Here is a 14,619-nt window from a genome sequence, read left to right on the forward strand (position 1 = left end):
TAACAGACATGGTGATTTTTCCATCCCGCAGCGCTAACCGCGAGCGCGCCGCCATGACCAGCACCGAGCCGTTGCGGCTGGTGCGCCGGGACCTGCTCGACCGCCTGGAGGCGGATGCGTTCGACATCCTGGTGGTCGGCGGCGGCGTGACGGGCGCCTACGCCGCGCTGGATGCCAGCTTGCGCGGCTATCGCGTGGCGCTGGTTGAAAAGTGCGACTTCGCCGCGGGGACCTCTTCCAAGTCATCCAAGATGGTGCACGGCGGCCTGCGCTATATCGAGCAGGGCAATCTCGGCCTGGTACGCCATTCACTGCTGGAGCGCCAGCGCCTGCGCCGCAACGCGCGCCACCTGGTGCAGCGGCTGCCGTTCCTGTTCCCGGTGATGGAGCGCAACGGCGTGTTCGACAAGCGCCTCGCCAAGGCCTTCGAGAGCCTGCTCTGGACCTACGACCTCGCCGGTGGCTGGCGCGAAGGAATCCTGCACCAGAAGCTGACCAAGGCCGAGGTGCTGTCCCACTGCCCGACCTTCAATGAGGAACATCTGACCGGCGGCTACCTGTACTTCGATGCGCGCGTCGATGATGCCCGCCTGACACTGAACATCGCGCGCACGGCAGCGTTCCACGGAGCGGCCGTGGTCAATCACGCGACCGTCGCCGAGATCACCCGCGACGGCCACGGCAAGGTGGATGGCGCCATTGTCCACGCCGGCGAGCGCGAGATCCGCGTGCGCGCAGGCGTGGTCATCATGGCAACCGGCGTCTGGCTGCGCGACTGGACCGGCCGCAGGAAGGGCGAGGCCAGGACCCTGCACATTCGCCCTGCCAAGGGCGTCCACGTTGCCATCCCGTGGCTGAAGATCCGCAATGACTGCACGGTGACGATCCCGGTGCCCGGGCGCAGCCGCCGGGCAACGATCACGCGGTGGGGCAATGTGTCCTACCTCGGCACCACCGACGAAGACTATGAGGGCGACCTCGACAATGTCATGTGCACCCGGCAGGAGCTCGACTTCCTGCTGGAGGGCGCGCGCTCGGCACTAAAAACCGACCTGACGGCGGATGACGTGGTCGGCAGCATCGCGGGGTGCCGCCCGCTGGTGGCGCCGCCCGGCGGCAAGACCCTGGAAATCAAGCGCAATCACGAGATTCATACCGCGGACGACGGCCTGGTGACCATCGTCGGCGGCAAGCTCACGACCTCGCGGCACATGGCCGAGCAAACCATCGATGCGGCGCAGAAGGTCATCGGCAAGCGCAGCAAGTGCCTGACCAGATCGGCCTATCTGCTCGGGGCGGCTGGCTATGACGCGCAGGCCATCGTCGCATCCGGCGGCATGTCCGCGCACCTGGGCGAGCGCTATGGCACGGAAGCGCGCTTTGTCAGCGACATCCTGCAGGCGGACGCCACCCTGGCCAGGCCGATCGTCGAAGGCCTGCCGTATACGGAAGCCGAAATCGTCTACGCCGTGCGCCATGAACTGGCCGGCACGGTTGACGACGTCTTGTCACGACGCATCCGCGCCCGCCTGATGGCGCGCGATGCCTCCGCCCGCGCCGCAGCGCGGGTGGGCCAGATCCTCCAGGCCGAACTCGGATTGTCCGAAGCGGCCGTGGCGCGGCAGGTCAGCGAATACCTGGCCGCCGTCGCCCTCGAAAAATCCGTCCTCATGGGAGACTCAGCATGATCAGCAAGGAAGCCATCAAGCGCGGCTACAACCGCGGCAACTACGTCGTCGGCGCCCACACGCCGCCGGGCTATGCGGCGAACATCCAGGGCACCCCGGATGCGCCGGGCCTGCAACGCGACACCATTGCCGTCTGCGCGGCCGATATTGCGGCCTTGCGCAAGGTGGCCGACGAGGTCCTGACCGATACCGCCGACGTCGTGGCGTGGACGCGCGACTGGTGGGCCGGATCGATGATCACGGAGACCGCCGGCAGGCCCGCCACGCCGCGCGGGGTCATCGTGCGCGCTTCCACCGTGGAACAGGTGCAGGCAGTCATGCGCATTGCCAGCGCCAGTGCCATTCCGGTCACCGTATCGGCCGGCCGCAGCAACGTGACGGGCGCCGCCCTGCCCGTGCGCGGCGGCATCGTGCTGGACGTGTGCGGCCTGAACCAGTTGGTCGGATTCGACAAGGACAGCCAGATCGTCGACGTGGAAGCCGGCATGTTCGGCGACATTTTCGAACAGACCGTGCAGAAGGAATTCGGCATGACGATGGGCCACTGGCCATCGTCGTACGCGATCAGCACGGTCGGCGGATGGGTAGCCTGCCGCGGCGCCGGTCAGTTGTCCACGCGCTACGGCAAGATCGAGGACATGGTGTTCGGCATGGATGTGGTGCTGGCCGACGGCAGCCTCGTCACCGTGGGCGGCTACTCGCGCGCGGCATTGGGCCCGGATCTGCAGCAACTGTTCATCGGGTCCGAGGGCATGCTGGGCGTGATCGTGCGCGTGCGCCTCAAGCTGCACCGCCTGCCCGACTACGGGCGCGCCATCGCCTATGGCTTCAAGACCTTTGCCATCGGTCTGGAGGCCTGCCGCGAAATCATGCAGCGCGGGGCCAATCCCGCGGCGCTGCGGCTCTATGACGAACTGGAGAGTGGCGTGCAGTTCGGGCTGCCGGACACCAACGTCCTGCTGGTTGCCGACGAGGGGGCGCGCGAGATGGTCGATGCGGTGATGACGATCAGCGAGCGCGTGTGCCAGGAACTTGGTGACAAGCTGGACAGCGAGTCCATTTTCGAGCGCTGGCTCGACACGCGCTACCTGACCGGCAAGAGCGCCGAGGGCTTCAAGCGCAGCCCCGGCTTTGTCGCCGACACGCTCGAAATGTCGGGACCGTGGCGCGACCTGGCTGCCATCTACGCGGACGTGGTCAAGGCCATCAATGCCGTGCCGGGCACCCTCGCCGGCTCCGCGCACCAGTCGCACGCCTATGTGGACGGCGCCTGCCTGTACTTCTCGCTGCGCGGTGAGGTCGCGGTGGAAGACCGCCAGAAGTGGTATCGCCAGGCATGGGATGCTGCCAATGCGGTGCTGATCCAATACAATGCGGCACTGAGCCACCACCACGGAATCGGACTGTTGCGCGCGCCATACATGGCCCCGTCGCTGGACACGGCGTTCCCGCTGCTGGCGGCGGTCAAGCAGGCACTCGACCCGCAGAATATCCTGAACCCAGGCAAGCTGGGTCTCAGTGACGTGCTCACCAACGAACCGAAGTAACCAGCATGGACAGGTCCCTCGGTGCGCGCCTGACGCGACACCCCGTCATCGGCACACTCTACGGTGTTGACCAGATCGACGCCATTTTTGAAAGCGTGGCCGAAGTCTGCATTGTCGCCAACGTGGAACTGCGCAAGCTGCAGCCCGTCATCGCCACGCTGGCCAGCGCCGGCAAGTACGTCATCGTCAATATCGACAGCTGCGAAGGCTTGTCGCAGGACAAGGGCGGGGTGGAGTACCTGGCCGACATCGGGGTGACCAGTCTGGTCTCCACGCGCGTGGCAACGATCCAGCGCGCCAACCGCGCCGGCATGGTGACGATGCAGAAGGTCTTTGTGACCGACCGCTCCACCTGGCCGCGCAGCGTCAAGGCGCTCGAACAGAGCGACCCGAACCTGGTGCAGCTGATGCCGGCACCGATGCTGTCGCACCTGCCAGAAGCGGACCGCAAGGCGCTGCCGCCGATCGTGACATCAGGCTTTGTCTGCAATCGGGATGATATCCGCAGCGCGCTCGCACAAGGCGCTGTGGCCGTCTCCACCAGCGACCGCAAGCTCTGGAACCTGGAAGCGAGAGCGCTGAAGGCGTAAGAGTCCCGCCTGGGCAGTTTCGCTGACCGCTGATCGGCCAAAACTGGCCTGCAGCCGCAGGAAGATCGTATAGTCATGTCCTCGGACCTGGCTTGCCCCGCGCCGCGCCGGCCTGCGCCGCGCAGCCTGCAAGCCACCCCCCACATTCCTGATCCCGGAGGACTCCCCCATGAAAACCAAAGCCGCCATCGCCTGGAAAGCCGGCGCCCCGCTGACCATTGAAGACGTGGACCTGGACGGCCCGCGCGCCGGGGAAGTGCTGGTGGAAGTCAAGGCCACCGGCATCTGCCATACCGATTACTACACCCTGTCCGGCGCCGACCCGGAAGGCATCTTCCCGGCAATCCTGGGCCATGAGGGCGCCGGCATCGTCACCGACGTTGGCCCCGGCGTGACCTCGCTCAAGCCCGGCGACCACGTGATCCCGCTGTACACGCCGGAATGCCGCCAGTGCAAGTTCTGCCTGTCGCGCAAGACCAACCTGTGCCAGGCGATCCGCGCCACGCAGGGCAAGGGCCTGATGCCGGACGGCACCTCGCGCTTTTCCATCGACGGCAAGCCGATCTTCCACTACATGGGCACCTCGACCTTCGCCAACCACATCGTGGTGCCGGAGATCGCGCTGGCCAAGATCCGCCCGGATGCGCCGTTCGACAAGGTCTGCTACATCGGCTGCGGCGTCACCACCGGCGTGGGCGCGGTGCTGTTCACCGCCAAGGTGGAAGCCGGCGCCAACGTGGTGGTGTTTGGCCTGGGCGGCATCGGCCTGAACGTGATCCAGGCGGCCAAGATGGTGGGCGCCGACAAGATCATCGGCGTGGACCTGAACCCGGGCCGCGAAGCCATGGCGCGCAAGTTCGGCATGACCCACTTCATCAACCCGAAGGACGTGGAGAACGTGGTCGACCACATCATCCAGCTGACCGACGGCGGTGCAGACTATTCGTTCGAATGCATCGGCAACACGCAGGTCATGCGCCAGGCGCTGGAGTGCTGCCACAAGGGCTGGGGCAAGTCGATCATCATCGGCGTGGCCGAGGCCGGCGCGGAGATCTCGACGCGCCCGTTCCAGCTGGTGACCGGGCGCGAGTGGAAGGGCTCGGCCTTTGGCGGCGCGCGCGGGCGCACCGATGTGCCCAGGATCGTCGACTGGTACATGGAAGGCAAGCTCAATATCGACGACCTGATCACGCACACGCTGCCGCTGGAGCGCATCAACGAGGGCTTCGACCTGATGAAGCGCGGCGAGTCGATCCGCTCCGTGGTGCTCTACTGAGGACGGCGCCGACATGGAACTGATCTCGCAACACGGCTGCCACGGCGGCGTGCAGCGCTTCTATCGCCATGATTCGACGGCGATCGGGCTGCCGATGCGTTTCTCGGTCTACCTGCCGCCGCAGGCGCAGGCAGGCGGCAAGGTGCCGGTGCTGTTCTACCTGGCCGGCCTGACCTGCACCGAGGAAACCTTCATGATCAAGGCCGGTGCGCAGCGCTTTGCCGCCGAGCACGGCCTGATGCTGGTGGCGCCCGATACCAGCCCGCGCGGAGCGGGCCTGCCGGGCGAGGCCGATGCCTGGGACTTCGGCGTGGGTGCCGGGTTCTATGTCGATGCCACCGAGGCGCCGTGGCAGGAGTACTGGCGCATGGAAAGCTATGTGGCCGACGAACTGTTCGGGCTGGTCACCACCGCCTTGCCGGGCGATGCCGGCCGCGTCGGCATCTTCGGGCATTCCATGGGCGGGCACGGCGCGCTGGTGCTGGCGCAGCGCCATCCGCAGCGCTTCCGCTCGGTGTCGGCGTTTGCGCCGATCGCCGCGCCGTCACGCTGCCCGTGGGGTGAGAAGGCGTTCACTGGCTACCTCGGCACGGACCGCGCCGCGTGGGCTGAGTACGACGCCAGTGAACTGATGGCACGCCAGAATGGGGCGCCCTTCCCGGCCGGCATCCTGGTCGACCAGGGACTGGACGACCAGTTCCTGCAAAGCCAGCTGCATCCGGAAGCCTTCGCGGCAGCCTGCCAGGCCGTCGGCCAGCCGCTGACGCTGCGCCGGCACAGCGGCTACGACCACGGCTACTACTTCATCACCAGCTTTATCGCCGATCACATCCGCCACCACGCGGCACAGCTGTAGACGCGCCGCATCAACCTTCCGCCACGCGGCGGTATGCCCCCGGGCGCGATCCGGTCCAGCGCCGGAACGCCCGGTGGAACGCGCCCGGCTCGGCAAAGCCGAGCTCGGCCGCGATATCCGCGACCGGGCGGCCCGAATGGCTGAGCGCCTCGATGGCAAGATCGCGCCGCAGCGCGTCCTTCAGGTCCTGGTAGCTGACGCCCTCCTCCATCAGCCGGCGCCGCAGCGATGATGCCGACAGGCTCAGGCTGATCGCCAGATCTTCAAAGGTGGGCCATTGATCCGGGCGTTGGTTACGCAGCAGCCTGCGCACGCGCGCGCCCACGCTGGCGCGGTCGGAGTACTTCACCACCACGTTGTGCGGCGCATCGCGCAGGAAGGCCTTCAGGCTGCGCTCGTCCTGGCGCACCGGCTGCTCCAGCAGTGCCGCGTCGAAGACCAGCGCCGTGGCCGGCTGCCCGAACGCCAGCTGGCGCGAATACATGACGCGGTATTCCGCGCTGTACTGCGGCTCGTCGTAGTCGAAGGCCGCCAGCCGCACCGGCACGCGCCGCCGCAGCAGCCAGCTCATCAGGCCATGCAGCATGATCAGCATGGTTTCCTTGGCAAACACGCCGGGCTGCCGCCCCAGGTGTGCGCAGGGCGCGGTCAGCACCAGCGCGGCCTCGTCGCCGTGGCGCTCCAGCCGCACGCCGATATCGTCCAGCAGCAGCCGGAAGTACCGCGTGATGCGCTCCAGCCCCTGCCCCAGGGTGCGGCTGCCCGCCACCGCGTGGCACAGCATGGCAAAACTGCCGCACTTCATGCTGCGTGAATCCTGCCCGAAGAATTCATCGTCCAGCGCCGCCGCCACGGCCATCCACAGCTCGCTGTAGCTGGCGGCCGATACGCGTGACTGCGGCACCGCCAGCAGCGCCGGCGCAATGCCAGAGCCGCGCAGCACCGGATCCGGGTCGATGCCGCGCGCGCGCAGCCCCGCGATGGCGTGGTGGACGAAACAGATGGCGACACTGCCTTTTTCCATGGCGCTGGAGGGTGGCAAACGAGTTCACGAAGATTGGCGGATTTTGGCATAGGAGCCCGCCTCCGGCGTTCCTACACTGCCCGCAGGTCAAACGCCAAGCGCGCATTCTGCCTGACTTGCCGCGCGGCTCCAAACCCCCACCCTCATCTGCCATGCACAGCGACTACACCGAAGAGCAAACCATGATCCGCGACAGCGCGCGCGCCTTTGCCAGCGAACGGCTGGCAGTGGGCGCCGCGCAATGGGACCGCGACGGCCGCCTGCCCGATGAAGTCGTCGCCGAGATGGGCGCGCTGGGGCTACTGGGCATGATCGTTCCCGAGGAATGGGGCGGCACCTATACCGACTACGTCGCCTATGCGCTCGCCATCGAAGAAATTGCCGCCGGCTGCGCCGCCTGCGCCACGATGATGAGCGTGCACAACTCGGTCGGCTGCGGGCCGGTCCTGCACTATGGCACCGATGCGCAGAAAGAACGCTACCTGGCGCGGCTGGCCAGCGGCGAGCTGATCGGCGCGTTCTGCCTGACCGAGCCGCAGGCCGGCTCCGAGGCGCACAACCTGCGCACGCGCGCGCGCTTCACCGACAACGGCTGGGTGCTCAACGGCAGCAAGCAGTTCGTCACCAACGGCCAGCGCGCCGGTGTGGCGGTGGTGTTCGCCTCGACCGAGCCCGAGCGCGGCAAGAAGGGCATCTCGGCCTTCCTTGTCCCCACAAACACCCCCGGCTTTATCGTCCACGCCCCGGAGAAAAAGCTCGGCATCCGCGCCTCGGACACCTGCGCGATCACGCTGGAAGACTGCACCGTGCCGCATGACGCACTGCTGGGCGAGCCCGGCGAGGGCCTGCGCATTGCGCTGTCCAACCTGGAAGGCGGACGCATCGGCATCGCCGCGCAGGCAATCGGCATTGCACGCTCAGCCTTCGAGGCCGCATGTCGCTATGCATCTGAACGCATCCAGTTCGGCCGCGCACTGCGTGAACACCCGCCCATTGCCAACATGCTGGCCGACATGGCCACCGAGCTGAACGCCGCGCGCCTGCTGGTGCACCGCGCCGCGCGCATGCGCAGCGAAGGCGTGCCGTGCCTGTCCGAAGCCTCGCAGGCCAAGCTGTATGCGTCCGAGCTGGCCGAGCGCGTGTGCTCCAAGGCGTTGCAGATCCACGGCGGCTACGGCTACCTCGAAGACTACCCGGTCGAGCGCCACTACCGCGACGCCCGCATCACCCAGATCTACGAAGGCACCAGCGAGATCCAGCGCATGCTGATCGCGCGCAGCCTGTAGTCCCCCATCCCTTGCCAACAGAACCAGACCTTCCGGAGACAACCATGAGTGCCGTGCCCAAGACCGACAATGCCGTGCCGACCGTGCCGCTGCTGATCAACGGCGAATGGGTGGATTCATCCGCCACCGAATTCCGCAACGTGGTCAATCCCGCCACGCAGGAAGTGCTGGCACGCGTGCCGCTGGCCACCGCAAGCGAGGTCGCCGCTGCCGTGGGCGCCGCACACCGCGCCTTTGCCACGTGGCGCCACACGCCCATCGGCGCACGGCTGCGCGTCATGCTGCGCTTCCAGGCCCTGATCCGCGAGCACAGCAAGCGTATCGCCGCCATCCTGACCGCCGAGCAGGGCAAGACCCTGGCCGATGCCGAGGGCGACATCTTCCGCGGGCTGGAGGTGGTCGAACACGCCTGTTCGATCGGCACCCTGCAGCAAGGGGGCTTTGCCGAGAACGTGGCCGCCACCGTCGACACCTACACGCTGCAGCAGCCGATTGGCGTGTGCGCGGGTATCACCCCGTTCAACTTCCCGGCGATGATCCCGCTGTGGATGTTCCCGATGGCGATCGTGTGCGGCAATACCTTTGTGCTCAAGCCGTCGGAGCAGGACCCGCTGTCCACCGTGGAGCTGGTCAAGCTGGCGCTGGAAGCCGGCGTGCCGCCGGGCGTGCTGAACGTGGTGCACGGCGCCAAGGACGTGGTCGATGCGCTGTGCACGCACCCGGACATCAAGGCGGTGTCGTTCGTGGGCTCGACCGCCGTTGGCACCCATGTCTATAACCTGGCCAGCGCGCACGGCAAGCGCGTGCAGTCGATGATGGGCGCGAAGAATCATGCCGTGGTACTGCCCGATGCGCACAAGGAGCAGACGCTGAACGCGCTGGCCGGTGCAGGCTTCGGCGCGGCCGGCCAGCGTTGCATGGCCACCTCGGTGGTGGTGCTGGTGGGGGCGGCACGCGACTGGGTGCCCGACCTGGTCGAACGCGCCAAGACCCTGAAAGTCGGCGCCGGCGCTGAAGCAGGCACCGATGTCGGCCCCGTGGTATCGGTGGCGGCAAAGGAACGGATCCTCGGCCTCATCGCCGCCGGCGAGCGCGAAGGCGCGACGCTGGTGCTGGATGGCCGCGGCGTGGAGGTGCCGGGCTTTCCGCAGGGCAACTTCATCGGCCCGACCATCTTTACCGATGTCCGGACCGACATGTCGATCTACACCGAGGAGATCTTCGGGCCGGTGCTGGTGGTGATCGGCGTCGATACGCTGGACGAGGCCATCGCCCTGGTCAACCGCAACCCGTTCGGCAACGGCACCGGCGTGTTCACGCAGAGCGGCGCCGCGGCGCGCAAGTTCCAGAGCGAGATCGACGTGGGCCAGGTCGGCATCAACATCCCCATCCCGGTGCCGGTGCCCTACTTCAGCTTCACCGGATCGCGTGGCTCCAAGCTGGGCGACCTGGGTCCGTACGGCAAGCAGGTGGTGCAGTTCTATACGCAGACCAAGACGGTGACGGCGCGGTGGTTTGATGACGCGACGGTCAACGATGGGGTGAACACCACCATCAGCCTGAAGTAATCGGGCGGCATTCAAGAACGACACGGAAGGAGACCCCATGCATATCGCCTTCATCGGCCTCGGCAACATGGGCGCGCCCATGGCGCGCAACCTGCTCAAGGCCGGCCATACGCTGACCGTATTCGACCTGAACGCCGCGGCGGTGGCGTCGCTGTGCGCCGAGGGCGCCGCCACCGCGGATTCCGCCCGAAAGGCCGTGGCCGAAGCAGACTTTGTCATCACCATGCTGCCCGCCGCTGCCCATGTGCGCAGCGCCTACCTGGGCCCGGAAGGCGTGCTGGCCGGCGTGCGCCCGGGCGTGCCGCTGGTGGATTCCAGCACCATCGACCCCGCCACCGTGCGCGAACTGGCCGCTGCCGCCGAGGCGCACGGCAATGCGCTGGCCGATGCACCGGTCTCCGGCGGCACCGTTGGCGCCCAGGCCGGCACGCTGACCTTCATGGTCGGCGCCACCGAAGCACTGTTCGCCCAGGTGCGCCCGGTGCTGGCCGGCATGGGGCGCAACCTGGTCCACTGCGGCGGCACCGGCACCGGCCAGGTCGCCAAGATCTGCAACAACCTGATCCTCGGCATCTCCATGATCGGCGTATCCGAGGCGATGGCGCTGGGCGTCAAGCTGGGCATCGACGCCAATGTGCTGGCCGGCATCGTCAATACCTCCACCGGCCGCTGCTGGGCCTCGGATACCTGCAACCCCTGGCCCGGCGTGATCGAGGCCGCGCCGGCCGGGCGCGGCTACACCGGCGGCTTTGGCGCCGACCTGATGCTCAAGGACCTGGGCCTGGCCAACGACGCCGCGCGCAGCGTGAAGCAGCCGCTGTTCCTGGGCGCGCTGGCGCAGCAGGTCTACCAGGCCGTGAGCCATGCCGGCGACGGCCAGCTCGACTTCTCCGGCGTGATCCGCCAGTACCTGTCCGCCGCTGACAAGGAGTCCAAGCAATGATCGAGTTCGCCCTGCACGGCCACGTCGCCACGCTGACGCTGAGCCGCCCGCCCGCCAACGCCTTCACTGCGGAAGGCCTGCAGCAGTTGCGCGAGCTGGTGGCAAAGATCGACGCCAACCCCGAAGTGCGCGCCGTGGTGGTCACCGGTGCCGGCGAGAAGTTCTTCAGCGCCGGCGCCGACCTGAACGGCTTCGCCGAGGGCGACCGCGCCCATGCCCGCGTGATGGCGCAGCAGTTCGGCAGCGCCTTCGAGGCCCTGCAGAACGCGCGGCCCGTGGTGATCGCCGCGATCAACGGCTATGCCATGGGCGGCGGGCTGGAATGCGCACTGGCCTGCGATATCCGCATCGCCGAGGAACACGCGCAGATGGCCCTGCCTGAAGCCGCGGTCGGCCTGCTGCCGTGCGGCTGCGGCACGCAGACGCTGCCGTGGCTGGTCGGCGAAGGCTGGGCCAAGCGCATGATCCTGACCAACGAGCGCGTGGATGCCGCCACCGCGTTGCGCATCGGGCTGGTGGAAGAAGTCGTGCCGCGCGGCCAGGCCATCGCCACCGCGCTGGCGATGGCTGAGCGCGCCTGCAACGTGAGTCCCCGGGCCGCCGCGCACAGCAAGCGGCTGGTGCACCTGGCGCGCCAGGGCGTGCCACGCCAGGCCGCGCTGGCGCTGGAGCGCGAGCGCTTTGTCGACCTCTTCGACGATGCCGATCAGCGCGAAGGCGTCAACGCCTTCCTCGAGAAACGAACGCCGCAATGGCGCAACGCCTAGGAGCCCGCCATGCGCCTGACTGAAGAGACCAAGGCCGCCAACCTGGATGCCGCCGAGCCGGAGGTGCTGTTCCAGGTCGTCAACGGTGTCGGCATTGCCACGCTGAACCGGCCGCGCCAGCTCAATGCCCTGTCGTACCCGATGATCGTCGCGCTTGGTGCGCAGATGGAAGCCTGGGCGCGGGATGACGCCGTCCGCGCAGTGGTGCTGCGCGGCGCCGGCCCCAAGGCCTTCTGCGCCGGCGGCGACATCCGCGCGCTGACCGACAGCTACCGCGACGGCACCCCGCTGCACCGGCGCTTCTTCATCGACGAATACACGCTGGATTACCGCCTGCACCGCTATCCCAAGCCGCTGGTGGCGCTGATGGACGGCATTGTCATGGGCGGCGGCATGGGCCTGGCGCAAGCCGCGCACCTGCGCCTGGTCACCGAACGCTCGCGCGTGGCCATGCCGGAGACCGGCATCGGCCTGGTGCCGGACGTGGGCGCCAGCCATTTCCTGTCGAAGCTGCCGGTGCAGCTGGCGCTGTACCTGGGACTGACCGGGGTCACCATCGGCGCTGCCGATGCCCTGCTGTGCGGGCTGGCCGACGCCGCGGTCGACAGCGCCACGCTGGCCGGCCTGGAGCAGACCCTCGCCGGCATCGCCTGGGGCGATGACACGCTGTCAGACCTGCGCCATGCGCTGGTGCGCGAGCACGTCGCCAGCGCCGCCGACGCACCGCTGCTGCAAGTGCTGCCGGCCTTGCTGCGGCATTTCCCCGCACATGCAACGCTGACCGAGATCCTGGCCGGACTGGCCTGCCAGGACGACCCGGCTTACTCTGCCTGGGCCACCCGCACCATCGACGTGCTGCGCACCCGCTCGCCGCTGTCCGCCTGCGCCACGCGCGAGCTGCTGCTGCGCGGCCGCCGCATGGACCTGGCCGACTGCTTCCGCATGGAACTGGCGGTGGTGGTCAACACGTTCTCGCAGGGGGACTTCATCGAAGGCGTGCGCGCGCTGATCGTCGACAAGGACAACACGCCGCACTGGCGCATCGCCAGCTATGAAGCCGTCGATGACGTCGCCGTGCAGGCGCTGTTCCGGCCGTGGTGGGCACCGGGCGAACAGCCGCTGCCCCTGCCCGCCTGAGCGGATGCACCACCGTGAGCCTCGACGCGCTGCTGGCGCGCAGCCCCTGGGCGGCGGCACTGACCCCGGAGCAACGCCAGCGCGTGCGCGCCGAACTGCGTGAGCGCGCGGTGCCGCAAGGCGCCTATGTCATCCGCAAGGGCGACCTGGCCGACTGCTGGCTTGGCATCGCACAAGGCCTGGTCAAGGTGCATTGCGCATCGCCCTCGGGCAAGCGCGCGACGCTGACCGGCGTGCCGGCCGGTGGCTGGCTCGGTGAAGGCTCCCTGCTCAAGCGCGAGGCGCTGCGCTATGACGTAGTGGCCCTGCGCGATTCACGCATCGCCTGCATGCCGGGGGCGACGTTCCGCTGGCTGCAGGAGACCAGCCTTCCCTTCAACCGCTATCTGCTCGACCAGCTCAATGAAAGGCTGGGCCTGTTTATCGCCACCGTAGAGCATGAGCGGCTGCACGGCATCGAAGGACGCGTGGCGCGGGCGCTGGCTACGCTATTCCATCCCGTGCTATGCCCTTCCGGACCGGGCCCGGCGTTGCATCTGACGCAGGAAGAAGTCGGCCTGCTGGCGGGCATCTCGCGCCAGCGGGCTAATGCGGCGCTCAAGGTGCTGGAGGATGAAGGCTTGCTGGCGGTCAAGCACAGCGTGGTGCATGTGCTTGACCTGGAGGCGCTGCGCCGCTACTGAGCGCAGCGCTGGTTCATGCCTGCGCGGTTGATGCCGGCTTGACCAGCCCGTCGGCCCGGAACATCGCCTTGATGCCCCGCACCGCCTGCCGGATGCGCGATTCGTTCTCGATCAGGGCAAAGCGCACATACTCGTCGCCATAGTCGCCAAAGCCGATGCCCGGCGAGACCGATACCTTGGCCTTGGCCAGCAACTGCTTGGAGAATTCCAGCGAACCCAGCGCGCGGTACGGCTCGGGAATCCGCGCCCAGATATACATCGACGCCTTCGGGATCTCCACGGGCCAGCCCGCTTCGATCAGCCCGCGCGCCAGCACGTCACGGCGCGACTGGTACTGCGCGGCGATCTCGCTCACGCATCGCTGGTCGCCCTCCAGCGCGGCAATGGCCGCGATCTGCAGCGGCGTGAAGGTGCCGTAGTCGTGATAGCTCTTGATGCGCGTCAGCGCCGCCACCAGGTCCGGGTTGCCCACCATGAAGCCCACGCGCCAGCCCGCCATGTTGTAGCTCTTGGACAGCGTGAAGAACTCCACCGCGATGTCCTTGGCGCCCGGCACCTGCATGATCGACGGCGCCTTCCAGCCATCGAACACGATGTCGGCATAGGCCAGGTCGTGCACCACGAAGATATCGTGCTTGCGTGCCAGCGCAATGACGCGCTCGAAGAAGTCCAGCTCCACGCATTGCGCGGTGGGGTTGGACGGAAAGCCCAGCACGATCATCTTCGGCTTGGGATAGCTGCCGCGGATGGCGCGCTCCAGCTCGGCAAAGAAATCGATGCCCGGCACCAGCGGCACCGAGCGGATATCCGCGCCGGCAATGACCGCGCCGTAGATATGGATGGGGTAGCTGGGATCGGGCACCAGCACCGTGTCGCCGCGGTCCAGCGTGGCCAGCATCAAGTGCGCCAGGCCTTCCTTGGACCCGATGGTGACGATGGCCTCGGTATCCGGGTCAATCTCCACGTCATAGCGTTCGCGGTACCAGTGCGCGATCGCGCGGCGCAGCCGCGGGATGCCCTTGGAGGCCGAATAGCCGTGCGTATCGGGCCGTTGCGCCGCTTCCGTGAGCTTGGCCACGATATGCGCCGGCGTGGCGCCATCGGGGTTGCCCATGCTCATGTCGATGATGTCCTCGCCACGGCGGCGGGCGGCCATCTTCAGCTCGGCGGTGATATTGAAAACGTACGGGGGAAGGCGATCGATGCGCGCAAAGCGGCGCTTGCCAGAAGCGGCAGTCATGGAGGAAGTCCTTT

13 protein-coding genes are annotated in these 14,619 nt (G+C 67.7%); 11 read left to right on the forward strand and 2 right to left on the reverse strand.

The window, feature by feature from the left end:
• Positions 1-8: 8 nt before the first annotated feature.
• The 5 genes from AC1Q6V_RS12900 (at position 9) to fghA (ending at position 5,957) form a co-directional block, all read left to right on the forward strand.
• Positions 9-1,688: a glycerol-3-phosphate dehydrogenase/oxidase gene (locus tag AC1Q6V_RS12900; RefSeq protein ID WP_010814127.1), complete on the forward strand. Its 1,680-nt coding sequence runs from the start codon at positions 9-11 to the stop codon at positions 1,686-1,688.
• On the forward strand, positions 1,685-3,235 hold the full coding sequence (locus AC1Q6V_RS12905) for an FAD-binding oxidoreductase (RefSeq protein ID WP_010814126.1): 1,551 nt from the start codon (positions 1,685-1,687) through the stop codon (positions 3,233-3,235). The genes AC1Q6V_RS12900 and AC1Q6V_RS12905 overlap by 4 nt, the downstream gene beginning before the upstream one ends.
• 5 nt (positions 3,236-3,240) lie before the next feature.
• Entirely contained in the window at positions 3,241-3,825 is a 585-nt protein-coding gene (locus tag AC1Q6V_RS12910; protein WP_010814125.1) for a glycerol-3-phosphate responsive antiterminator, read from the forward strand.
• A gap of 169 nt (positions 3,826-3,994) precedes the next feature.
• A complete protein-coding gene (locus tag AC1Q6V_RS12915; RefSeq protein ID WP_010814124.1) occupies positions 3,995-5,101 on the forward strand; it encodes an S-(hydroxymethyl)glutathione dehydrogenase/class III alcohol dehydrogenase in 1,107 nt (368 codons plus the stop codon).
• Positions 5,102-5,114: 13 nt separating this feature from the next.
• The gene (gene fghA / locus AC1Q6V_RS12920) at positions 5,115-5,957 is read left to right on the forward strand and encodes an S-formylglutathione hydrolase (RefSeq protein ID WP_010814123.1); all 843 of its coding nucleotides are present in this window, start codon (positions 5,115-5,117) and stop codon (positions 5,955-5,957) included.
• Between the two features lie 10 nt (positions 5,958-5,967).
• On the opposite strand, the gene AC1Q6V_RS12925 is transcribed toward fghA, so the two are convergent.
• Complete coding sequence (locus AC1Q6V_RS12925; protein WP_454749475.1) at positions 5,968-6,981, reverse strand: AraC family transcriptional regulator; 1,014 nt, start codon at positions 6,979-6,981, stop codon at positions 5,968-5,970.
• A 152-nt stretch (positions 6,982-7,133) separates the two neighbouring features.
• On the opposite strand from AC1Q6V_RS12925, the gene AC1Q6V_RS12930 reads away from it, so the two are divergent.
• From AC1Q6V_RS12930 to AC1Q6V_RS12955, 6 genes are read left to right on the forward strand one after another with little or no spacing between them, the layout of a single operon-like run.
• Positions 7,134-8,267, forward strand: coding sequence for an acyl-CoA dehydrogenase family protein (locus AC1Q6V_RS12930; protein WP_010814121.1), 1,134 nt, complete (start codon positions 7,134-7,136; stop codon positions 8,265-8,267).
• Between the two features lie 44 nt (positions 8,268-8,311).
• Complete coding sequence (locus tag AC1Q6V_RS12935) at positions 8,312-9,835, forward strand: CoA-acylating methylmalonate-semialdehyde dehydrogenase (RefSeq protein WP_010814120.1); 1,524 nt, start codon at positions 8,312-8,314, stop codon at positions 9,833-9,835.
• A gap of 37 nt (positions 9,836-9,872) precedes the next feature.
• Complete coding sequence (gene mmsB / locus AC1Q6V_RS12940; protein ID WP_439672679.1) at positions 9,873-10,778, forward strand: 3-hydroxyisobutyrate dehydrogenase; 906 nt, start codon at positions 9,873-9,875, stop codon at positions 10,776-10,778.
• Positions 10,775-11,545, forward strand: a complete 771-nt coding sequence (locus AC1Q6V_RS12945; RefSeq protein WP_454749476.1) for an enoyl-CoA hydratase — start codon at positions 10,775-10,777, stop codon at positions 11,543-11,545. Before mmsB ends, AC1Q6V_RS12945 begins: the two co-directional genes overlap by 4 nt.
• Positions 11,546-11,554: 9 nt before the next feature.
• Positions 11,555-12,682: an enoyl-CoA hydratase/isomerase family protein gene (locus AC1Q6V_RS12950; protein ID WP_454749477.1), complete on the forward strand. Its 1,128-nt coding sequence runs from the start codon at positions 11,555-11,557 to the stop codon at positions 12,680-12,682.
• A gap of 14 nt (positions 12,683-12,696) precedes the next feature.
• Complete coding sequence (locus AC1Q6V_RS12955; RefSeq protein WP_011617068.1) at positions 12,697-13,365, forward strand: Crp/Fnr family transcriptional regulator; 669 nt, start codon at positions 12,697-12,699, stop codon at positions 13,363-13,365.
• 13 nt (positions 13,366-13,378) lie between these two features.
• Here the strand turns inward: AC1Q6V_RS12955 and alaC are convergent, their stop codons facing one another.
• Complete coding sequence (gene alaC, locus AC1Q6V_RS12960; RefSeq protein ID WP_010814115.1) at positions 13,379-14,605, reverse strand: alanine transaminase; 1,227 nt, start codon at positions 14,603-14,605, stop codon at positions 13,379-13,381.
• Between the last annotated feature and the right edge of the window lie 14 nt (positions 14,606-14,619).

The sequence above is a fragment of the Cupriavidus sp. GW823-FHT07B10 genome (assembly GCF_058794355.1).